This is a genomic window from Streptomyces sp. NPDC060031 (assembly GCF_042736805.1).
Taxonomy (GTDB): Bacteria; Actinomycetota; Actinomycetes; order Streptomycetales; family Streptomycetaceae; genus Streptomyces.
The window spans coordinates 19,112-40,596 of record NZ_JBHWVM010000012.1 but is presented as its reverse complement, the minus strand read 5'-3'; the positions used below and the strand labels follow the sequence as shown (position 1 = coordinate 40,596).

The window sequence follows — 21,485 nt, the reverse complement described above, 5'->3', positions numbered from 1 at the left end:
GGCGGGGTTCCAGGGCTCTACCGGGCCGGGCACCAGGCGTAGCGGTGTTCCGGGCGGCCGGTCTCGCCGTAGCGAAGGGCCAGGGTGACGCGGCCGCTGCGTTCCAGGAGCTTGAGGTAGCGCTGGGCGGTCTGGCGGCTGATGCCCGCGCGCGTGGCGATCTGCTGGGTGGACAGCGGGCCCTCGGCGGAGCGCAGGACCTGGCGGACGAGTTCCGCCGTGGTGGGGGAGTGGCCCTTGGGGAGCTCGTTCGGGGTGCCGGCCGCGGCGAGGGCGCCGAAGATCCGGTCCACCTCGGCCTGTTCGGCCTCGCCGCCCGTTTCCAGGGTCCTGCGCAGCGCCCCGTAGGCCTCCAGCCGACTCCGCAGGCCGGCGAACGTGAACGGCTTGACCAGGTATTGCAAGGCTCCCAGGCGCATGGCGGCCTGGACGGTGGCGAGGTCGCGGGCGGCCGTCACCATCACCACGTCGGTCCGGTGGCCCAGCTGGCGCAGCCGGCGTACGAGGTCGAGGCCGTTCTCGTCCGGCAGGTAGTGGTCGAGGAGGATCAGGTCCACCGGGTGGGCCGACAGGAACTCCAGGGCCTCGGCCGCGGAATGGGCCTGGCCCGCCACGCTGAAGCCGGGAACCTTCTCCACATACGCCGCGTTGATCCGGGCAACACGCATGTCGTCGTCGACGACCAATACGTGGATCGGGGTCTCGTTCATCGCAGGGCCTCCGGGAGTACGACGGAGAATTCCGCGCCTCCGTCCGATGCTTCCCCGGCGACGGCCGTGCCGCCCTGCCGCTCCGCGAGGCGGCGCACCAGCGCGAGACCCAGCCCGCGCTCGCGGTGGGCCTGGGGCTGTTTGGTCGACCAGCCCTCGGTGAAGATCTCCTCGCGCCGGGCCGGCGGGATGCCCGGCCCGCTGTCCCGGACCCGCAGCACCGCCGTCCGGCCGTCGGTGCGCAGGTCCACCTCCACCAGGGGCGTCGTAGAGCCCGCCGCGGCGTCCAGGGCGTTGTCGACCAGGTTGCCGACGATGGTGACCAGGCCGCCGGGGTCGACCAGGCGGTCGGGGAGGTGCGCGGCGGGGGCCAGTCGCAGCGGGACGCCGCGCTCCGCCGCGACGGTCGCCTTGCCGACCAGCAGGGCGGCCAGCAGCGGGTCGTGGATCTTCTCGGTGACCTGTTCGGCGGTGCTGCGGTGCACTCCGACGACCTCGGTCACGAACTCGACGGCTTCCTCGTGCAAGCCGAGTTCCAGCAGGCCGAGGAGGGTGTGGAGGCGGTTGGCGTGCTCGTGGTCCTGTGCGCGCAGGGCGTCGATCAGGCCCTTGGTGGAGTCGAGCTCGCGGCCCAGGTGCTCGAGTTCCGTGCGGTCGCGCAGGGTGGCGACGGCGCCGCCGTCCTCGGTCGGCATCCGGTTGGCGACCAGGACCCGCCGGCCCTGGACGGTGACCAGGTCGTGTCCGCTGACGCGGCCGGCCAGTACGTCGGTGGTGCGGCCGGCGCCGAGTACGTCGTCCAGCGCGCGTCCCGCGACGGAGCCGGCGCGGTCGGGTGAGAGGCCCAGCAGCCGGGCGGCCTCGTCGTTGACCAGGCGGATCCGGCCCTCCCGGTCGAGGGCGATCACGCCCTCGCGGATGGAGTGCAGCATCGCCTCACGCTCGGCGAGCAGCCCGGCGATATCGGAGAAGGCCAGGTCGCGGGTCTGCCGCTGGATGCGGCGGGCCAGCAGGACGGCTGCGAGCGCGCCCGCCGCCAGGGCGCCGCCCGCGTAGGCGAAGAGGCCCGGGATGGCGCCGAGCAGCCGGTCGCGGACGCTGTCGTAGGCGATGCCGACCGAGACCGCGCCGATGATCTCGCCGTCGGCCGAGAGCAGCGGGACCTTGCCGCGCGCGGAGCGGCCCAGGGTGCCCTCGTCGATCTCCATCACCTCGCGGCCCGCGAGAGCATCGCTCGGGTCGGTGGAGACCGGCAGGCCGATCCGGTCGGTGCTGGGGTGGGAGCGGCGGATGCCGTGCAGGTCGAGGACGACCACGTACTCGGCGCCGGTCGCCCGCCGGATCCGCTCGGCGGTGGCCTGCACGGGGCTGTCAGGCGTGGGCCCCGAGTCCAGGAGGTCGGCGGCCAGTGCCGGGTCGGCGGCGGCGCTCTGCGCGATGGTCAGGGCGCGGCGCATGGCCTGGTCGTCGAGCTGCGCGCTCAGCGGGGCCAGGAAGAGCCCGGTGGCGAGCACCAGCACCCCGGCGGCGATGGCGAGCTGGGTGAGCAGGATCTGGGAGACGGCCCGTCTGGGCAGCCCCAGGCGCCGAGCGCTCATGTGGAGGAACCGCATGAGTAGGACGGTAGGACGGTTCGGGCGGGATCGGTATTTCCAGGGTGCACGCAAATCGCTTGCGCTATTTGCTCCCAGCTTGCGCAAGCCGTGACGGCACAAAAATATGGTCGGAGGGATAGGCGACTCGGCAGAGTTCTGCAAGTCTCGTACTGCACAATGCAAATTCCTATCTCATCTGGTTCGTAAAGCTCATGTCGAGGGACAAGGACATATGAGAAGGCGCACGTGGAGATGGCGGGCCCTGGCCCGGCGGACCGAGCGTCTCGGCGGGCCGGCCCGCCACCGCGAGCAGCACCAACGGCGCCTACACGGCCGCCAACGCCACCGACGGCAACCAGACCACCCACTGGGAGAGCGTCGGCGGCACCTCCCCGCAGTGGGTGCAGACGGACCTGGGCGCCGCCACCCGCGTCGACCAGGTGGTGCTCAAGCTGCCCGCCGCGCTCGGCAAAACCCTCTCCGCGAGCAGCAGCACCCAGGTCTACGTCCCGGCCAACGCCAACGCCAACGCCAACGCCAACGCCAACGCCAACGACGGCGACACGGCCAGCTGCTGGGCGAGCGTGAACAACACCGTGCCCCAGCGGCTCCAGGCAGACCTCGGCTCCTCCGTACGCGTGGACCGCGTGGTCCTGCGGCTGCCCGGGAACCGGGGCGCCCGTACCCAGGCCCCGAAGATCCAGGGCAGCGCCAACGGCTCGACGACCTTCGAGAACGTCTCGATCGTCCGCTCCGGCGGGCACTTCGGGGGGCGCAGACCCTCCCCGGAATCTGGATCTTCTCGGCGTCGAAGCGAGATGCCCGAGGCGGGGCAGGGCCCGGCGGTGGGTGAGGTCACCATCCAGAACCTCAAGTTGAGCGGCAACGCCGTGGACGTGCGGAACGCGACCACGGCCTTCAAGATCAAGCAACTGCCGTAGCGCGCAGGCCCACCGGCGCCGTCCGGGGCCTTCCCGGGCGGCACCGGCATGACCGAGAATGTGGGGCAAACTGGCTGTAATCGACTGCAAGGAACTTGCATCTCTTGCGCTACTCTTGCGTTCATGACGCGACGACTTGCTCAAGTGGCTAAGAAGGTGGGGGTCAGCGAGGCAACGGTCAGCCGGGTGCTCAACGGCAAGCCGGGCGTCTCGGTGGCGACCCGCCAGTCCGTGCTCACCGCCCTGGACGTCCTCGGCTACGAGCGCCCCACCCAGCTGCGGGGCGAGCGTGCCCGGCTGGTCGGCCTGGTCCTGCCGGAGCTCCAAAATCCCATCTTCCCGGCCTTTGCCGAGGTCATCGGCGGCGCCCTGGCCCAGCAGGGGCTGACCCCGGTGCTCTGCACGCAGACCACCGGCGGGGTTTCCGAGGCCGACTACGTCGAACTCCTGCTCCAGCAGCAGGTGTCCGGCGTCGTCTTCGCCGGAGGACTCTTCGCGCAGGCCGATGCCCCGCACGAGCACTACCGCCTGCTGTCCGACCGCAAGGTCCCGGTGGTGCTGATCAACGCCTCCATAGAGGACCTCGGCTTCCCCAGCGTGTCCTGTGACGACGCCGTGGCGGTCGAGCAGGCCTGGCGCCACCTGGTCTCCCTGGGCCACGAGCGCATCGGGCTCGTGCTCGGTCCGCCCGGCCACATCCCCTCCCTGCGCAAGCTGGTGGCCGCCCAGACCGTCGCCGCCGCGGCCGGCGCCGAGCTGCCCACGGAGCACGTGGAGCGGGCTCTGTTCTCCCTGGAGGGCGGCCACGCGGCCGCCTCGCGGCTGCTCGACCGCGGGGTGACCGGCGTCATCTGCGCGAGCGATCCGCTGGCCCTGGGCGCCGTACGGGCGGCCCGCCGCCGGGGGTTGGGCGTACCCCGGGACGTCTCCGTCGTGGGCTACGACGACTCGGCCTTCATGAATTGCACCGAGCCCCCGCTGACCACCGTCAGGCAGCCCATCGAGGCCATGGGACGGGCCGCCGTGGAACTGCTCACCGCGCAGATCCACGGCGCCGCCGTGCAGCCCGGCGAGCTGCTCTTCGAGCCCGAGCTGGTGGTCCGCGGCTCCACCGCGCAGGCCCCGCGCCACCGGCCGGAGTAACGGCGCCAGCACGGAACACCCCGTACGACAGGGCCCCGGAACGTCTAACAGGCGTTCCCGGCCTGTTTTGCGTTCTCCACCCACCCCGGCGGCGTCAAATTGTCAATATCTTCCGAAATTTACACGGAATATTGCGTTCCTCTGATGGGGTGGTTGAGTGTGCCGTGCTCGCCCCTGCACCCGCTTCCATGTCGCCTGTCTCCGTCGCCATCGCTTTCCATGTGGATGAACATGGGCGGCGCGACGCTGATCTGCCTGGCCGCACTCCAGGGGGTACCCGGCGAGCTGTACGAAGCCGCCGAGCTCGACGGAGCCGGGCTGTTGCGCAAGATCTGGCACGTCACCATCCCGCAGACCAAGCTCATCCTTTCGCTCATGCTGCTGATGCAGGTCATCGCGACGATGCGGGTGTTCGTCGAACCGTTCACGCTGACCGGCTGCGCCGGCCCCGAGGGTTCGACCACCACCGTCGTCGTCCTCATCTACCAGTACGCCTTCAGCTTCAGCCAGTACGGCGGCGCCGCGGCCCTGGGCCTGTGCCTGCCCGTCCTGCTCGCCGGCTTCTCCGCCGCGTACGTCCGGCTGAGCCGCGACAACGAGGACTGACCACAACCCGAGCCATCAGGCTCGAGAAGCAGCCGGGGGAGCACCTCACATGGAAGAGCGCACGCTGACATCGCCGGCCCAACTCGGCCGCACCCGGGGCGAGATCGCCTACTGGATGCTCCTCGTCCTGGTCGTCGCCGGCTTCACCCCCGTCTTCCTCGGGCCCCTCTACTGGATGGTCGCCAACGGCCTCAAGAGCACCCAGGAGTGCACGCGGGTCCCGCCCACGCCCCACGCTGGTGCCGGACTCGCTGCACACCGACAACTACACGGCGGCCTGGAAGGTCATGGACCTCGCCAAGCTGCTCTTCAACACCCTCTACTACGCCTTCGACGCCCTGGCCTGCCAGCTCGTGCTCGACGTGGCCGCCGCTTACTCGCTGTCCAAGCTGCGGCCCGTCTTCGGCAAGGCCGTCCTCGGCATGATGCTGGCCACCCTGATGATCCCGGCCACCGTCTCGTCGTGCCGCAGTACCCAGGGTCTTGGACATGCCGCTCATCCAGCGGGACCTGTTCAACTAGCCCTGGGTGATCTGGCTGCCGTCCGTCACCAACGCCTTCGGTTCTTCGACTCCATCCCGCGCGAGATCCTCGCCGCCGCCGCCACCGATGGAGCTGGCGCCCTGCGCTCCGTGGTCCTGCCCAAGCCCCGGCCCGTCCTCGGCGTGGTGTCGATCTTCGCGATCGTCGGAGTCTGGAAGGACTTCCTCTGGCCCATGCTCACGCTCCCCGACCCGGCCCTGCAGACGCTCCACGTCGGCGTCTACTCGCTGGCCAGGGGAGTTCCCGAGAACCATCTCGTTGCCGCGCTCGCGATGGCCTGCGCACCCACACTCGTCATCTTGCTGATCTTCCAGCGCAACATCATGAGCGGTCCGACGGCAGGTTCCCTCAAGGGCTGACCACCCGGAACCCCGACGAGCGCCGCCGCGACGGGGACGGCACCGGTGACCTCGCGGGCGTCCGGGTCCGTCTCCCGCACCTCGCCGAACTGGGCGTGGACGCCCTCTGGTTCACCCCCTGGCACCTCTCCTCGCTGGCCGACGGCGGCCACGACGTGGCCGACTACCGCACCCTCGACCCCGCCTTCGGCACCCTCGCCAACGCCGAGAAGCTCATCGCGCGGGAGCTCCTCCACTGCCGCCCCGGCCGCGGCGAGCACGGCGAGCTGCCACCCGGGGACTGGCCCTCGCAGTTCAACGGCGCCGCCACGTGGACGCGGGTACCGGACGGGGAGTGGTACCGGCACCGGTTCACCCCGCGGCAGCCCGACCTCAACTGGGGCCACCCGGCGGTCCGCCGCGAGCACGAGGAAGTCCTGCGCTTCTGGTTCGAGCGGGCGTGGCGGGGGTACGCATCGACTCCGCGGCCCTGCTCGCCAAGGACCCGGCGCTGCCCGACCTGGCCGGCCGCTCGCCCGCGCCCTGGCCCGGGGAGGTCCACCCGTACATCGACCGCGACGAACTGCACGACATCTACCGGGCCTGGCGCGCCGTCGCCGACGAGTACGGGGCCATCTTCGTCGGCGAGGTCTGGCTGCCGGACGCCGAGCGCTTCGCCCGCTACCTGCGGCCCGACGAGCTGCACACCGCCTTCAACTTCTCCTTCCTCGGCTGCCCCTGGGACGCCGGACGGCTGCGCACCTCAAGCGCGGAGACCCTCGCCGAGCACGCGCCCGTCGGGGCCCCGGCCACTTGGGTCCCGTGCAACCACGACGTGACCCGTACGGTGACCCGCTACGGGTGCGCCGACACCGGCTTCGACTTCGCCGCCAAGGCCTTCGGGACCCCGACCGGCCTGGCGCTCGGCACCCGGCGGGCGCGTGCCGCCGCCCTGCTGACGCTCGCCCTGCCCGGCGCGGTGTACCGCTGCCAGGGCGAGGAACTGGGGTTCCCGGAAGCCGAGATACCGCTCGGCCGGATCCAAGACCCCATGCACGTGCGCTCCGGCGGCGTCGACCCCGGGCGCGACGGGTGCCGGGTGTCGCTCCCGTGGACCGCCGAGCCGTGGCACGACCCCTGGCTGCCCCAGCCCGCGGGGTGGGCGGCGTACGCGGCGAACCGTCAGGAGGGGGACCCGGACTCGATGCTCACCCTCTACCGCACGGCCCTCGCGCTGCGCCGCGCCGCGGCGGGTTTCGGCGGCGGCTCGGTGCGGTGGCTGGAGGCGCTGCCCGGGGTGCTGGCCTTCGACCGCCCCGACGGGCTGGTCTGCGTGGTCAACCTGTCGCCGGGGCCGGTGGCGCTCCCGGCCCACACGAGCCTCCTGCTGAGCAGTTCCGCCCTGGACGACACGGGACTGCTCCCGCGGGACACGGCGGGCTGGCTGCGGACCTGACGCCGCAGGCGGACCGCCGGCACTACGGGGGACCGCCGCCCGTCACGGCATCGGCTGGGGCGGGCGCGGCCCGATGTACTGCCCGCTCGGCCGCATGCGCAGCGGCCGCTCCTGGTACTCCTCCAGCGCGTGCGCGATCCAGCCCGCCGTCCGGGCCACCGCGAACAGCGTCTCCCCGGCCTCCGCGGCCATCCCGCACGAAACCGTCAGCACGGACAGCGCCAGATCCACATTGGCGTGCAGCCCGCCCCCGTGCCGGGCCATCACCCCGGCCACCTCGCGGGCCGCGGCCAGCGCCGGCCCCGCCTGCTCCAGCCCCTCCAGCCGCGCGAACAAGGCCGTCGCCCGGGGGTCCTCGCCCCGGTACAGCCGGTGCCCGAGCCCCGGCACCCGGCGCCCCGCACGCAGGTACTCCGCGACCACCGGCGCCGCCCCGCCGCGCTCCAGCACCTCCACCAGCATCCGGTGCGCGAGCCGGCCCGCCGCGCCGTGCAGGGGTCCCTCCAGCGCGCCGAGCCCGGCCGACACCGCCGCGTAGGGGTGTGCGCGCGCCGACGCGGCGACCCGTACCGCCAGCGTCGAGGCGGCCAGATCGTGGTCCGTGAGCAGCCCCAGCGCCAGGTCCAGCACGGCCAGGGCGTCCGGGTCCGGCTCCCGCTCCGTCAGCCGTGCCCACAACTGGCGGGCCAGCCTGCCGTCCCCGCTCCACCGCTGCGCGGCGAGCTCGGGCAGTGCGCCGACCAGGGTGGGGATCAGGCAGCGCGCGGAGCCCAGTACGGACTCCTCGGACAGGTCGAAGCGCAGCGGATCGGCCACCGCGGCGGCCGCGACGGCGACCCGGAGCCGGTCGACCGGACCGCTGTGCTCCGGCAGCGCGGCCACCGCCCGACGGGCGGCGGCCAGGGTTTCCGGGGGAGCGGTGAACCGGGCTCCGGGCATCAGTGTCCCGGTCCACAGCCACTCGGCGACCTCCTCGTAGCGGTACCGGGAGGCCAGCTCCACGGCGTCCACGCCCCGGAACCAGAACCGGTCGCAGTCGATGAGCGTGAGCGAGGTGCGGACGGAGAACTCCCCGGTGGGCGCGGCCGCCTCGCGCCGGCTGCGCAGGGCCAGCGCTTCCACTTCGCCCGCGTCGAAGCTGCTGCCCCGCCCGACGGGGTCGCGGCGGCTCGTGAGCTGGCCGCGGCTGACGTACGCGTACACGGTCGCGGGTTTCACGCCGAGCAGTTCCGCCGCTTGCCGGGTGTTCAGCCGCCGTCCGCCGCCATCCTGGTCGTCCATGACCGCCACCCTATACATATTGATTCAATCAATATTGACAACGATCCAGTCAAGCATGGATGGTCGATCCATGAACACCACCGTCGAAGTACCCCGCGGTCTCGCGGGAGTCGTGGTCACCGAGACCCAGCTCGGGGACGTCCGGGGCCGTGAAGGCTTCTACCACTACCGCCAGTACTCGGCCGTCGAACTCGCCGCGAGCCGCGGTTTCGAGGACGTGTGGCACCTGATGTTCCGCGGCACGCTGCCCGCCGACGCCGCCGAGCGGGCCGCCTTCGCCGCCGAGATCGCCCCGCTGCGCCGACTGCCCGCCGAGGTGCGGGAAGCCCTGCCCGCCCTGGCCCGGGCCACCGCCCTCGCCGGCCCGCTCGCCGGGCTGCGTACCGCGCTCTCGCTGCTCGGCGCCTGCGCCGGCTTCCGGCCGGTCTACGACCTCGGCCCCGAGCGCCGGGCCGCCGACGCGCTGGCCGCCTGCGCGGCCGTACCGACCCTGCTCACCGCACTGCACCGGCTCGGGCAGGGGCTGGAGCCGGTGGAGCCGCGCGAGGACCTCCCGTACGCCGCCAACTACCTGTACATGCTGACCGGCGAGGAGCCCGACCCGGTCAGGGCCCGCGCGGTCGAGCAGTACCTGATCTCCACGATCGACCACGGTTTCAACGCCTCCACCTTCACCGCGCGCGTGATCGCCTCCACCGGCGCCGACATCGCTGCCTGCCTCACCGGGGCGATCGGCGCGCTCTCCGGGCCGCTGCACGGCGGGGCGCCCAGCCGGGCCCTGGACACCCTGGACGCCATCGGAACGGCCGAGCGGATCGACCCGTGGATCCGCGAGCGGGTGCTGGCCGGGGACCGGATCATGGGTTTCGGGCACCCCGTGTACCGCACCGAGGACCCCCGCTCGCGCATGCTGCGTGACATCGCCCGCGGGTTCGGCGGCCCGCTCGTCGACTTCGCCGTGGAGGTCGAGCGGCAGGTCGAGAGCATCCTCGCCGAGCTCAAGCCGGGGCGCGAGCTCCACACCAACGTCGAGTTCTACGCGGGCGTGGTCATGGAGCTGTGCGGGCTGCCGCGCGAGATGTTCACCCCGACCTTCTGTGCGGCCCGCGTGGTCGGCTGGAGCGCGAACATCCTGGAGCAGGCCGCCGACTCGAAGATCATCCGCCCGGCCGCCCGCTACACCGGCCCCACCCCGCCCCAGCCGGTGCCGTCGCTCGGCTGACGGCACGGCGCCGGTCGCGACGGTGCCTGGTTACGATCGGGCGGGTGAACAGCAGGCAGCCCATCCCCGTCGTCGTCCTCGCCGGATTCCTCGGATCCGGCAAGACCACCGTGCTCAACCACCTCCTCGCCAACCGCGGGGGCACCCGGATCGGGGTCGTCGTCAACGACTTCGGGTCGATCGAGATCGACGCGATGTCGGTGGCCGGCCAGGTAGGGGACTCGATGGTCTCCCTCGGCGGCGGCTGCCTGTGCTGCGCGGTGGACGGCAGCGAGCTGGACGCGTACCTGGAGAAGCTCGCCGCGCCCGTGCACCGCATCGACGTGATCGTCATCGAGGCGAGCGGGCTGGCCGAGCCCCAGGAGATGATCCGGATGCTCATGGCCAGCGAGAATCCGGACATCCGCTACGGCGGGATGGTGGAGGTCGTGGACGCGGCGGAATTCGACGCGACCCGGGACAAGCACCCCGAGACCGACCGCCACCTCGCCGTCGCCGACCTGGTGGTGCTCAACAAGACCGACCGGGTGGACGCCGCCGAGCGGACGCGCATCGAGGGCGTACTGAGCACGCTCTGTGGTCCGGGGACCCCGGTCATCGGCGCCGACCACGGGCGGATCGACCCGGAGCTGCTCTTCGACCGCCGCCCGTGGACCGAGACCCGCGGGCAGCTGTCCTTCGAGGACCTGCTCGCGGAGGCTGACGAGCAGGAGCGGGAGCAGGAGCGGGAGCAGGAGCAGGAGCAGGAGCAGGAGCAGGAGCACGGACACGGCCCCTGCGGACACGCGCACGCGGCGTACGAGAGCGTCGGGTTCGTGTCCGAGCAGGCCCTCTCCCCGCGCCGCTTCATCGACTTCCTGGACCGCCGCCCGGCCGGGCTCTACCGCATCAAGGGCTTCGTCTACTTCGGCGTCCCCGGCCACGAGGAGTGCTACGAGGTCCACGCGGTCGGCCGCTTCCTCCGCTTCGCCCCGCGACCCTGGCGCCGCGACGAGCCGCGTCTGACACAGCTCGTCCTGATCGGCTCCGGCACGGACGGGCCCGCGCTCCTGGACGAACTGGCCGCCTGCCGCGAGGAGTCCCCGCGGCAGCTCGGCCCGGAGAGCATGTGGGGCGTCCTGCGATACGTCGCCCGGCGCGAGCCGGAGCGGGAAGCCGCGGGCGAAGCCGGGGCCGAGGCCGGACCCGAGGAGTCCTGGCCCGAGGAGCCCTAGGCGACCTCGACGCCGTGTTCGCGCAGGAGGTCCTCCAGGCCGGCGCGGTAGCCCTTGCCGCCGATCACGAAGTCCCAGTCGCCGTTCGCGCGGCGGCGGAACGAGCCTAGGACCAGGGCGGTTTCGCCCGCGCGGCCGTCGGAGACCTCCAGGCGGCCCAACTCCTCGCCCGTGGCGCCGAGCAGGCGGACGTGCGCGTCGGTGAAGCCCGCCAGGTCGGCGTGCGGATCGGCCTCGGGGTCGATCGCGGCGACGAGGACCAGCCGGTCGGCGCGCTGGGGCAGGTCCTCGAAGGAGACCTCCAGCGCGGCCTTGTCGGGCGCCGCGTGCGCGCGGGTGCGGACCGAACCGTCCGGGGTGCGAGGGTTGTTGAAGAACACGAAGTGGTCCTCGCTCAGGACCCGGCTGCCCTCGCAGACGAGCGCGCACACGTCGAGCGCGACCGAGCCGGCCCAGGACATGCCCAGCACGCTGTGCTCCGAGGGCGCGGCGGGCGCCGGCTCGGGCGTCCGCTGGGCCGGCACGGAGGAGCCCACGCCTCCGCCCGCGCTCCCGCCCACGCCCCCGCCCACGCTCCCACCCCCGCCGGAGCCCGCGCCGAGGCGTCCCCGCAGCCCGTACTGGTGCAGCAGCTCCACGAGCTCGGCGCCGGGAACCAACTCCAGCGGCTTGCCGTTGGCAAAGGTGTACGACCCGGGCCCGAAGGACGAAGTGGTGACCAGCACGCCCTTGTTGGCCCCCGCGTCCTGGACCGTGCCGTACAGGTCGCGTACCGCCGTCGGCGGCACGGTGTTGCGGTAGCGCTTGACCTGGACCACGATCCGCCCGCCCCGGATCGGGGCCGGGTCCAGCGCCTCGACGTCGACACCGCCGTCGCCCGAGCGCTGCGTGGTCACCGCCTCCATGCCCATCGCCCGGAACAGCTCCGCGACCAGGTTCTCGAAGGCGATCGGGTCCATCGCGAAGAGGTCGGGCTCGTCCTCGCCGCCCTCCACGTGCCCGCCGTGGCTGACGACGCCCCCGGAGCCGCCGACCTCGTCGGGCCTGCGACCGGGCCGAACGGCGGTCAGCTGGTCCGGGCGCGCCGACAGCTGCCCGCGCAACCCCTCGACCAGGCAGTCCACCGCGCTCACCTGCTCCAGCCGCAGCCCGGTGAAGGCGGTGCGCGCCGCCGACACCGTGGCCAGGACGAGCCGCGCCTCCCGGCCCGTCACCGGATCGTGGTCGTCCACGAAACCGTTGACCACCACCGAGTCCAGTACGCCGAACTCGTCCGCCGCGTACAGCTCGCGCACCACCAGCAGGACGCACTGGGCCACCAGGTCCCGGTACAGGCCGCGGCGCTGCGTGGCCGGCCGGGCCGTCTCCTTGTCCTGGTCCGTGCCCGGCACGTACCGCACCGACTTGGCCTCCGGCACCACCTCGTACCGCGGCAGCTCCCAGTCCAGCACCAGCTGCCGCGCCGCGGGATCGTACGCCGCCGAGACCTGCCGCGGCAGCTCCTCGGGCCAGGCCGTGGAGGCGTACAGCGCCGCCGAGAAGTACTCGACCGCGGCCTCCGCCCCGCCCGCCCGCAGCGCGGTCGCGAGTTCGGTGAGCCCGTCGTTGTGCCGGCGTACCCCGGCGAGCTGCTCGGCCGCCCACCGGTCGTACTGCTCGCGGTAGGCCGCCAGTTGCCGGCGCCGCTCGGTTTCCGCCGCGTGCGCGGCCTGCCAGGCCTGGGTGTAGCGGGCGTGCGCCTCGCGCTCCGCCTGGGCGCGCCGCCCGGCGCCCGGCAGCCAGCCGCCCGGCTGCTGGAACTGCTCGATGCGGGGCATCGGCACCGGGTGCGCCAGGTTCCCGGGGTTGAAGGGTTCGAGCGCCTCGGACCGCCGCACCAGGTCGGCCATCCGGAAGGCGGGCGCCCGGCAGCCCGCGGCCAGCAGGCCCTGCAGGGCTGTCACTTCCGCGTCGATCCGCTCCGTACGCCGCCGGGCCTCGGCCTCGCGGTGCTGGCGGTAGGCCGCCTGCTGCTCGCGCTGCCCCCGGGCCACGTCCCGTTCGTACGCGCGCCGGCGGCGCTCGGCCTCCCGCTGCTGGATCAGCTGCGTACGCTGCTGCCGGCGCTGGGCCTCGGCCCAGTCCCCGATCAATCCGCCCGACCGACGACTCATCAGCTTTCTTCCCCCGCCCGCCCGCAAGCACCAACGGGAAAACACTAGTCGGTGCTTCCGGGCGGAGCGGGGCGCTTCCGGCAGGGGCGGGGGATCGCGGCCCGTGGACCGCGACACCCCACCCCGCCGGGGTACGTCCTACAGCGCGGCTCCCGCCAGTGCCGTGACGACGGCGGGCAGCGCGGCCCCCGAACCGTCCCGGCGCGGGTCCACGCCCGGCAGCTCGGCGGGCGTGCCGTTCGTGGTCGCCGCGCGGACCGGCGAAGCGCCGGCCCAGGCCAGTACCAGCAGGTCCTCGCCCTTCAGGAACCGCTGGCAGCGCACCCCGCCCGTGGCCCGGCCCTTGCGCGGGTACTGGTCGAAGGGGGTCAGCTTGCCGGAGAGCATCGAGTCGTCCAGCGTCCCGTGCGAGCCGGCCACGGTGAACACCACGGCGTCCCGGGCCGGGTCCACGGCCGAGAAGTGGATGACCTTCGCGTTGTCGGTGAGCTTGATGCCCGCCATACCGCCCGCCGGGCGGCCCTGCGGGCGCACCTGGCCCGCCGGGTAGCGCAGCAGCTGGGCGTCGTCCGTGATGAAGACCAGGTCCTCCTCGCCCGTGCGCAGCTCGACCGCGCCGACGATCCGGTCCCCGTCCTTGAGGGTGATGACTTCCAGCTCGTCCTTGTTGGCGGGGTAGTCCGGCACGACGCGCTTGACCACGCCCTGCTCGGTACCGATCGCCAGACCCTGGCCGGACTCGTCCAGCGAGGTCAGGCAGATGACCTTCTCATCGGCCTCCAGACCGGAGAGGAACTCCGAGACCGGGGCGCCGCCCGCGAGGTTCGGCGCCGCGTGCGTGTCCGGCAGCTGCGGCAGGTCGATCACCGACAGCCGCAGCAGCCGCCCGTACGAGGTGACGGCGCCGACGTCGGCCCGGGCGGTCGCGGCGACCTGCGAGACGATCAGGTCGTGCTTCGCGCGGGCCCCGCCCTCGTCCTCGGGCAGCGGATCGGCGTTCGCCGTGCGGGCCAGCAGGCCGGTGGAGGAGAGCAGCACCCGGCACGGGGTGTCGGCGACCTCCAGCGGAACCGCCGCGACCGGCGTGCCCGCCGACTCCAGGAGCACCGTACGGCGCTCGGTGCCGAATTTCTTCGCGACCGCGGCCAGTTCGGTGGAGACCAGCTTGCGCAGCTCGGTGTCGGAGTCGAGGATCCCGGTCAGCTCGTCGATCTCGCCGGTCAGCCGGTCGCGCTCGGACTCCAGCTCGATCCGGTCGAAGCGGGTGAGCCGGCGCAGCGGGGTGTCCAGGATGTACTGGGTCTGGATCTCGCTCAGCGAGAAGCGCTCGATCAGCCGCTCCTTGGCCTGGGCGGAGTTGTCGCTGTCGCGGATGAGCCGGATGACCTCGTCGATGTCGAGCAGGGCCACCAGCAGGCCCTCGACCAGGTGCAGGCGGTCGCGCCGCTTGCCGCGGCGGAACTCGCTGCGCCGCCGCACGACCTCGAAGCGGTGGTCGAGGTAGACCTCCAGCAGCTCCTTGAGGCCCAGCGTCAGCGGCTGCCCGTCGACCAGTGCGACGTTGTTGATGCCGAAGGACTCCTCCATCGGCGTCAGCTTGTAGAGCTGCTCCAGCACGGCCTCCGGGTGGAAGCCGTTCTTGATCTCGATGACCAGGCGCAGGCCGTGCGAGCGGTCGGTGAGGTCCTTGACGTCGGCGATGCCCTGGAGCTTCTTCGAGCCGACCAGGTCCTTGATCTTCGCGATGACCTTCTCGGGGCCGACCGTGAAGGGCAGTTCCGTGACGACCAGGCCCTTGCGGCGCGGCGTGACGTTCTCCACGGCCACCGTCGCGCGGATCTTGAAGGTGCCGCGGCCCTTCTCGTACGCGTCCTTGATGCCCGCGAGGCCGACGATCCGGCCGCCCGTGGGCAGGTCGGGACCCGGCACGAAGCGCATCAGCGCCTCCAGGTCCGCCTGCGGGTAGCGGATCAGGTGCCGGGCGGCCGCGATGACCTCGCCGAGATTGTGCGGGGCCATGTTGGTGGCCATGCCGACCGCGATCCCGGACGCGCCGTTGACCAGCAGGTTCGGGTACGCCGCGGGCAGCGCGACCGGCTCCCGCTCCTGGCCGTCGTAGTTCGCGGTGAAGTCGACGGTGTCCTCGTCGATCGACTCCGTCATCAGTGACGTCGCGTCGGCCATCTTGCACTCGGTGTAGCGCATCGCGGCCGGCGGGTCGTCATTGCCGAGCGAGCCGAAGTTGCCGTGGCCGTCGACCAGCGGCAGCCGCATGGAGAAGGGCTGGGCCATGCGTACGAGGGCGTCGTAGATGGAGGCGTCGCCGTGCGGGTGCAGCTTGCCCATGACCTCGCCGACGACGCGGGCGCACTTCACGTAGCCGCGGTCGGGGCGCAGGCCCATCTCGTTCATCTGGTAGACGATGCGGCGGTGCACCGGCTTCATGCCGTCCCGGGCGTCCGGCAGGGCGCGGGAGTAGATCACCGAGTACGCGTACTCGAGGAAGGAGCCCTGCATTTCGTCGACGACGTCGATGTCGAGGATCTTCTCCTCGAAATCCTCCGGCGGCGGCGGGGTCTTCGTGCTGCGGCGGGCCATCGCTGCGCGGCTCCTTAACCAAGAATCGGGATGAGCTGGGTCTCACGGGGGGTTCTGCTGGGTCTTGCTCGGTCCTGCGGGGTGTCTCGCGAGGGTATGACGCGGACCATTGTGGCCCGAGCCACCGACAACGCCGACTCCGACCCAGGAGTGAGCCGGGAACTTCTCCGGTCGCCGACGCGCTTGCATACAGTGGCAGGTCTGACAGAAATCTCTGCATCGCGATCGAAGGGACCACATGCCCATGGGTCACACGGCCACAGCTCAGGCCGGCTCCGGCGGCCTGACAGCGACCGAGCACCGGCTGGCCAACGGCCTGCGCGTGGTGCTTTCCGAGGACCACCTGACCCCGGTCGCCGCGGTCTGCCTCTGGTACGACGTCGGCTCGCGCCACGAAGTCAAGGGGCGCACCGGCCTGGCTCACCTCTTCGAGCACCTGATGTTCCAGGGCTCGGCGAGCGTACCGGGCAACGGGCACTTCGAACTGGTCCAGGGCGCCGGCGGCTCCCTGAACGGAACCACCAGCTTCGAGCGCACCAACTACTTCGAGACGATGCCGACCCACCAGCTGGAGCTCGCGCTGTGGCTGGAGGCGGACCGGATGGGCTCGCTGCTCGCCGCCCTGGACGACGAGTCCATGGAGAACCAGCGCGACGTCGTCAAGAACGAGCGCCGCCAGCGGTACGACAACGTCCCGTACGGCACGGCTTTCGAGAAGCTGACCGCCCTGGCGTACCCCGAGGGCCACCCGTACCACCACACCCCGATCGGCTCCATGGCCGACCTGGACGCCGCGTCCCTCGAGGACGCGCGCAACTTCTTCCGCACGTACTACGCACCCAACAACGCGGTGCTGTCGGTCGTCGGCGACATCGACCCCGAGCGGACGCTCGCCTGGATCGAGAAGTACTTCGGCACCATTCCCTCGCACGACGGCAAGCAGCCGCCGCGCGACGGCTCGCTGCCCGAGGTGATCGGCGCGGAGCTGCGCGAGGAGATCGTCGAGGAGGTCCCGGCGCGTGCGCTGATGGCCGCCTACCGGCTCCCGCACGACGGCACCCGCGACTGCGACGCCGCGGACGTGGCGCTGACCATCCTGGGCGGCGGCGAGTCCTCGCGGCTGCACAACCGCCTGGTACGCCGCGACCAGACGGCCGTCGCGGCCGGTTTCGGCATGCTGCGGCTGGCGGGTGCGCCCTCGCTCGGCTGGCTGGACGTCAAGACCTCCGGCGGCGTGGAGGTGCCCGACATCGAGTCGGCCGTCGACGAGGAGCTCGCGCGGTTCGCCGCCGAGGGCCCGACGGCCGAGGAGATGGAGCGGGCGCAGGCGCAGCTGGAGCGCGAGTGGCTGGACCGGCTGAGCACGGTGGCCGGCCGCGCCGACGAACTGTGCCGCTTCGCGGTGCTGTTCGGCGACCCGCAGCTGGCGCTGACCGCCGTCCAGCGCGTCCTCGACATCACCGCCGAGGAGGTGCAGGCCGTGGCCGCGGCCCGACTGCGCCCGGACAACCGCGCGGTGCTGGTCTACGAGCCGCTGGCCGGTTCGGACGCCGACGAGTCCGACGAGTCCGACGAGTCCGACGAGAGCGACGAGAACGAGGGGGCGGAGCAGTGAGCGACACCGCAGCCGTCACGATGACCTTTCACCCGCAGCCGCAGCCCGGCGAGCCGCAGCCGTGGGCCTTCCCGGCCCCCGACCGCGGGGTGATGCCGAACGGCCTGACCGTGCTGCGCTGCCACCGCCCGGGCCAGCAGGTGGTGGCGGTCGAGATCAACCTCGTCGCCCCCCTGGACGCCGAGCCCGAGGGCCTGGACGGCGTGGCCACCATCATGGCCCGCGCGCTGTCCGAGGGCACCGACAAGCACTCCGCCGAGGAGTTCGCGGCCGAGCTGGAGCGCTGCGGCGCCACCCTCGACGCGCACGCCGACCACCCGGGCATCCGGGTCTCCCTGGAAGTCCCGGTCTCCCGGCTGCCCAAGGCGCTCGGCCTGCTCGCCGAAGCCCTGCGCGCGCCCGCCTTCGCCGACTCCGAGGTGGACCGGCTGGTGCGCAACCGGCTCGACGAGATCCCGCACGAGCTGGCCAACCCGCAGCGCCGCGCGGCCAAGCAGCTGTCCAAGGAGCTCTTCCCGGCCTCGCTGCGGATGTCTCGCCCGCGTCAGGGCACCGAGGACACGGTCGCCCGTATCGACTCGGCGGCCGTGCGCGCCTTCTTCGAGGCCCACGTGCGCCCCGCCACCGCCACCGCGGTGGTCGTCGGCGACCTGACCGGGGTCGACCTGGACGCGGTCCTGGCCGAGACCCTGGGCTCATGGACCGGCGACTTCGCGGAGCCGCTGCCGGTGCCGCCGGTGACCGCCGACGACACCGGCCGCGTGGTCATCGTCGACCGGCCCGGCGCGGTGCAGACGCAGTTGCTGATCGGCCGCATCGGACCGGACCGGCACGACCGGGTCTGGGCGCCCCAGGTGCTCGGCACGTACTGCCTGGGCGGCACCCTCACCTCGCGCCTGGACAAGGTGCTGCGCGAGGAGAAGGGGTACACCTACGGCGTGCGCGCCTTCGGCCAGGTACTGCGCTCCACCGCCGACGGCAAGGGCGCCTCGATGCTCGCCATCAGCGGCTCGGTGGACACCCCGAACACCGGCCCGGCGCTGGAGGACCTCTGGAAGGTGCTCCGCACCCTCGCGGAGGGCGGCCTGACCGATGCCGAACGGGACGTGGCGGTACAGAACTTGGTGGGCGTGGCCCCGCTGAAGTTCGAGACGGCCGCCTCGGTCGCCGGCACCCTCGCCGACCAGGTCGAGCAGGAGCTGCCGGACGACTACCAGGCGCAGTTGTACGCCCGGCTGGCCGAAACCGGCACGGTGGAGGCGACTTCGGCGGTCGTCAGCGCCTTCCCGGTGGACCGGCTGGTCACGGTGCTGGTGGGCGACGCCGCACAGATCGAGGAGCCGGTGCGCGCCCTCGGGATCGGTGACGTGAGCGTCGTCACCAACTGATCGGCCGACCGGCCGGACAGCGGCCCAACCGGGCGGCACGCAGGGGGCTTCGGTGGCTTGTCCGCCGAGGCCCCTTTTGTCTGTTTAGGGGTGAGGTTGCTTGTATGTGCTGTGGCGTACGCAACAAAAAGGCGTGTCTGTTTGGCGATTGACTGATGATCCGCCTAGCGTCGGCCGTGCTGTTCGTCAGTTGTACCCGCCGCACCCGCGGCACCGGACAGCGATCGCCGAGTCCCCGTCAGGCGCGAGCCTGGGGAGCCGGGGACCCACATCAGTCCCTGGGGTGAATCGGACCGCCTCGCAAGAGGAGGCCCGTAGGAGACCTTCCTGCTCCGAACCCGTCAGCTAACCCGGTAGGCGAGAGGGAAGGAAAGGATCAGCCCCGTCATGGCGTTTGGCAGTCGTGCCGCCGGTAAGCACCGTGGTTCCAGTCGTCTGAGCCGCAGGACCGCCGGCTACGCCGGCATAGCCGCCCTCGCCACCACTGGTGTCGTCGGCTCCCTGGCCGGTCCCGCGTTCGCCGCGGACCAGGCCGCCCCCTCCATCGAGGACACCGGCCTGAACACCATCGTGGTGGCCGAGGACCTCGCGGGCGAGATCGAGGCCCAGGCCCAGTCCCAGCAGCGCGCCGCCGAGGCCGCCGCCGCCAAGGCGCAGGCCGAGGCCGACGCCAGGCAGCGGGCCGCCGAGGCCAAGCGCGTGGCCGAGGCCCGGGCGCAGGAAGAGCGCGAGGCCGCCGAGCGCGCGGCCCGCGAGGAGGAGCGCAAGCGCCTCAACACCTTCGTCGCCCCCGTCGAGGGCTCCTACGTCAGCACCCAGTGGCACGCGGGCGGCGGCATGTGGTCCTCCGGCAGCCACACCGGCATCGACTTCCACGCCGCCACCGGCACCACGGTCCACGCCGTGGGCGCGGGCACCGTGGTCGAGTCGGGCCAGGGCGGCGCGTACGGCAACAACATCGTCATCAAGCACGCCGACGGCACCTACACCCAGTACGGCCACCTGTCCGTGCTGAGCGTCTCCGTCGGCCAGCAGGTCACCGCGGGCCAGCAGATCGGCCTGTCGGGCTCCACGGGCAACTCCAGCGGCCCGCACCTGCACTTCGAGGCCCGCACCGGCGCCGACTACGGCTCGGACATCGACCCGGTCGCGTACCTGCGCGGGCACGGCGTCACCGTCTGACCCGCACCGCACGACATCCGCGAAGGCCCCGGCTCCCCGAGCCGGGGCCTTCGCGTTGTGGGAATGTTTCGTATTTCGGCCGTCCTCGGAAATTATCGTGTGTTGCCATAGAGTTGCACGCATCAATGATGTCGGCAGTCGGAAATAGGCGGAGGTCCGGTCTTGCGTATTCCCGCGCACGCGGTGTGCACAGCAATTCGCGACGACATCGTCTCCGGGGTGTTCGGGCCGGGCAGCCGGCTCACCGAAGAGGTGCTGGCCCGCCGGTACGGAGTCTCGCGCGTCCCGGTGCGCGAGGCGCTGCGCACCCTGGAATCCGAGGGCTTCGTGACGACCCGGCGGCACGCGGGCGCCTGTGTGGCCGAGCCGACCGAGCAGGAGGCCGCGGACCTCCTGGAGGTGCGGATGCTGCTGGAGCCGCTGGCGGCCGCCCGGGCCGCCCGGCGGCGTACCGAGGCCCACCTCAAGGTGCTCCGCGGGCTGGTCCGGCTGGGGCAGGAGCGGGCGAAGCGGGGCCAGGGGGAGGATCTGCGCTCCCTGGGCGGCTGGTTCCACGAGACCCTCGCCCAGGCCTCCGGCAGCCCGGGGCTGATCGCGCTGCTCACACAGATGCGGCACAAGGTGGCCTGGATGTACGCGGTGGAGGCCCCGGCGCGGCCGGTGGAGTCCTGGGCGGAGCACGGGGCGATCGTGGACGCCGTGGCGCGCGGTGACGCGGAGCGGGCCCGGGCGCTCACCGCGATGCACGCGGACCGGGCGGCCGGGGCGCACCGGATGCGGGTGAGGACTTCGCAACCTGCCGTAAACATGGCGAGCGGCCCGCATTAACAAACGCCGTATACAAAGGACGGATATTCGCGCGGCTCCGGGCAATTCACGGATCCGCATTATTTTCGGCCGGTGCGAGCGGCTGGAATTCCGCTATTCGCGGACCGGTCGGGGGGTCCGGCGGTCCGGGAAAAGCAGCGAAGCCGTGGCCGCCGGCATTCCGGTGGCCACGGCTTCGCCGTACGAGCAGTAACAGCAGCCGAGCGGTACGAGCCCTACGGGCCGCACGACTCGAACCCGAGGGGTCAGACGGTCTCGGGGAGCTCCTCGAGACCCTCGGCGACCAGCTTCGCGAGGCGGTCCAGCGCGACCTCGGCGCCTTCGGCGTCGGACGCGAGGACGATCTCCTCGCCGCCCTGGGCGCCCAGGCCCAGAACCGCCAGCATGGAGGCGGCGTTGACGGGGTCGCCGCCGGCCTTCGCGATGGTCACCGGGACGCCGGAAGCGGTCGTCGCGCGGACGAAGATCGAGGCGGGACGAGCGTGCAGGCCCTCGGCCCACCCGACGTTGACGCGGCGCTCTGCCATGGTGATGCCCTTCAGGTTCTTACGGTTGTCTAGACCAGTCTCTCATGACGTCCGGAATGCTCCGACCGACCTTCGGCCTGAATCTCCCTGCCGTTCGGCCTTCCCCAGCTTGCACTGTTTGCGCCAGCTTGCCTGATGCGCCGCG

General features: G+C 72.2%; 14 protein-coding genes, 3 pseudogenes and 1 riboswitch. Of the genes and pseudogenes, 11 read left to right on the top strand and 6 right to left on the bottom strand.

Annotated elements, in window-relative coordinates:
- Positions 1-17 precede the first annotated feature (17 nt).
- Together ACFWB8_RS07675 and ACFWB8_RS07670 are read right to left on the bottom strand one after the other, a co-directional pair.
- The gene (locus ACFWB8_RS07675; protein ID WP_385223577.1) at positions 18-710 is read right to left on the bottom strand and encodes a response regulator; all 693 of its coding nucleotides are present in this window, start codon (positions 708-710) and stop codon (positions 18-20) included.
- Positions 707-2,323, bottom strand: coding sequence for an ATP-binding protein (locus ACFWB8_RS07670; RefSeq protein ID WP_385223576.1), 1,617 nt, complete (start codon positions 2,321-2,323; stop codon positions 707-709). The genes ACFWB8_RS07675 and ACFWB8_RS07670 overlap by 4 nt, the downstream gene beginning before the upstream one ends.
- 293 nt (positions 2,324-2,616) lie before the next feature.
- Between ACFWB8_RS07670 and ACFWB8_RS07665 the strand changes: the two are divergent.
- The 5 genes and pseudogenes from ACFWB8_RS07665 to ACFWB8_RS07645 all read left to right on the top strand — a co-directional run.
- Positions 2,617-3,246 (top strand): annotated as a pseudogene (locus ACFWB8_RS07665) (discoidin domain-containing protein); the annotation flags it as partial.
- A gap of 123 nt (positions 3,247-3,369) precedes the next feature.
- Positions 3,370-4,389 (top strand): LacI family DNA-binding transcriptional regulator, encoded by a 1,020-nt coding sequence (locus ACFWB8_RS07660; RefSeq protein ID WP_385223575.1) that lies wholly within the window; start codon positions 3,370-3,372, stop codon positions 4,387-4,389.
- Between the two features lie 216 nt (positions 4,390-4,605).
- A pseudogene (locus ACFWB8_RS07655) lies at positions 4,606-4,995 on the top strand (carbohydrate ABC transporter permease); the annotation flags it as partial.
- A 239-nt stretch (positions 4,996-5,234) separates the two neighbouring features.
- Positions 5,235-5,897, top strand: coding sequence for a carbohydrate ABC transporter permease (locus ACFWB8_RS07650; RefSeq protein WP_385223574.1), 663 nt, complete (start codon positions 5,235-5,237; stop codon positions 5,895-5,897).
- Positions 5,898-5,926: 29 nt separating this feature from the next.
- Positions 5,927-7,332 (top strand): annotated as a pseudogene (locus tag ACFWB8_RS07645) (alpha-amylase family glycosyl hydrolase); the annotation flags it as partial.
- 42 nt (positions 7,333-7,374) lie between these two features.
- On the opposite strand, the gene ACFWB8_RS07640 reads toward ACFWB8_RS07645, so the two are convergent.
- On the bottom strand, positions 7,375-8,613 hold the full coding sequence (locus ACFWB8_RS07640) for a citrate/2-methylcitrate synthase (RefSeq protein WP_385223573.1): 1,239 nt from the start codon (positions 8,611-8,613) through the stop codon (positions 7,375-7,377).
- A 70-nt stretch (positions 8,614-8,683) separates the two neighbouring features.
- Between ACFWB8_RS07640 and ACFWB8_RS07635 the strand changes: the two genes are divergently transcribed.
- Both ACFWB8_RS07635 and ACFWB8_RS07630 read left to right on the top strand, forming a co-directional pair.
- Positions 8,684-9,835, top strand: coding sequence for a citrate synthase/methylcitrate synthase (locus tag ACFWB8_RS07635; RefSeq protein WP_385223572.1), 1,152 nt, complete (start codon positions 8,684-8,686; stop codon positions 9,833-9,835).
- 44 nt (positions 9,836-9,879) lie between these two features.
- Positions 9,880-11,049 carry a CobW family GTP-binding protein gene (locus ACFWB8_RS07630; RefSeq protein ID WP_385223571.1) on the top strand — a complete coding sequence of 390 codons (1,170 nt, stop codon included), beginning with the start codon at positions 9,880-9,882 and terminating at the stop codon, positions 11,047-11,049.
- Here ACFWB8_RS07630 and ACFWB8_RS07625 read toward each other — a convergent pair.
- Together ACFWB8_RS07625 and ACFWB8_RS07620 are read right to left on the bottom strand one after the other, a co-directional pair.
- Positions 11,046-13,202 carry a restriction endonuclease gene (locus tag ACFWB8_RS07625; protein WP_385223570.1) on the bottom strand — a complete coding sequence of 719 codons (2,157 nt, stop codon included), beginning with the start codon at positions 13,200-13,202 and terminating at the stop codon, positions 11,046-11,048. The genes ACFWB8_RS07630 and ACFWB8_RS07625 overlap by 4 nt on opposite strands.
- Positions 13,203-13,340: 138 nt before the next feature.
- A complete protein-coding gene (locus tag ACFWB8_RS07620) occupies positions 13,341-15,800 on the bottom strand; it encodes a DNA topoisomerase (ATP-hydrolyzing) subunit A (protein ID WP_385223569.1) in 2,460 nt (819 codons plus the stop codon).
- 244 nt (positions 15,801-16,044) lie between these two features.
- On the opposite strand from ACFWB8_RS07620, the gene ACFWB8_RS07615 reads away from it, so the two are divergent.
- The 4 genes from ACFWB8_RS07615 (at position 16,045) to ACFWB8_RS07600 (ending at position 20,813) form a co-directional block, all read left to right on the top strand.
- Positions 16,045-17,415 carry a M16 family metallopeptidase gene (locus ACFWB8_RS07615; protein WP_385223568.1) on the top strand — a complete coding sequence of 457 codons (1,371 nt, stop codon included), beginning with the start codon at positions 16,045-16,047 and terminating at the stop codon, positions 17,413-17,415.
- Between the two features lie 20 nt (positions 17,416-17,435).
- The gene (locus ACFWB8_RS07610; RefSeq protein ID WP_385223651.1) at positions 17,436-18,803 is read left to right on the top strand and encodes a M16 family metallopeptidase; all 1,368 of its coding nucleotides are present in this window, start codon (positions 17,436-17,438) and stop codon (positions 18,801-18,803) included.
- Between the two features lie 215 nt (positions 18,804-19,018).
- A riboswitch (cyclic di-AMP (ydaO/yuaA leader) is annotated at positions 19,019-19,178 on the top strand.
- Between the two features lie 12 nt (positions 19,179-19,190).
- Positions 19,191-19,985: a M23 family metallopeptidase gene (locus ACFWB8_RS07605; RefSeq protein ID WP_385223567.1), complete on the top strand. Its 795-nt coding sequence runs from the start codon at positions 19,191-19,193 to the stop codon at positions 19,983-19,985.
- A 162-nt stretch (positions 19,986-20,147) separates the two neighbouring features.
- Positions 20,148-20,813, top strand: a complete 666-nt coding sequence (locus tag ACFWB8_RS07600) for a GntR family transcriptional regulator (RefSeq protein WP_385223566.1) — start codon at positions 20,148-20,150, stop codon at positions 20,811-20,813.
- Between the two features lie 245 nt (positions 20,814-21,058).
- Here ACFWB8_RS07600 and ACFWB8_RS07595 read toward each other — a convergent pair whose 3' ends face one another.
- Positions 21,059-21,340, bottom strand: coding sequence for an HPr family phosphocarrier protein (locus tag ACFWB8_RS07595; protein WP_362052369.1), 282 nt, complete (start codon positions 21,338-21,340; stop codon positions 21,059-21,061).
- Positions 21,341-21,485: the final 145 nt, after the last annotated feature.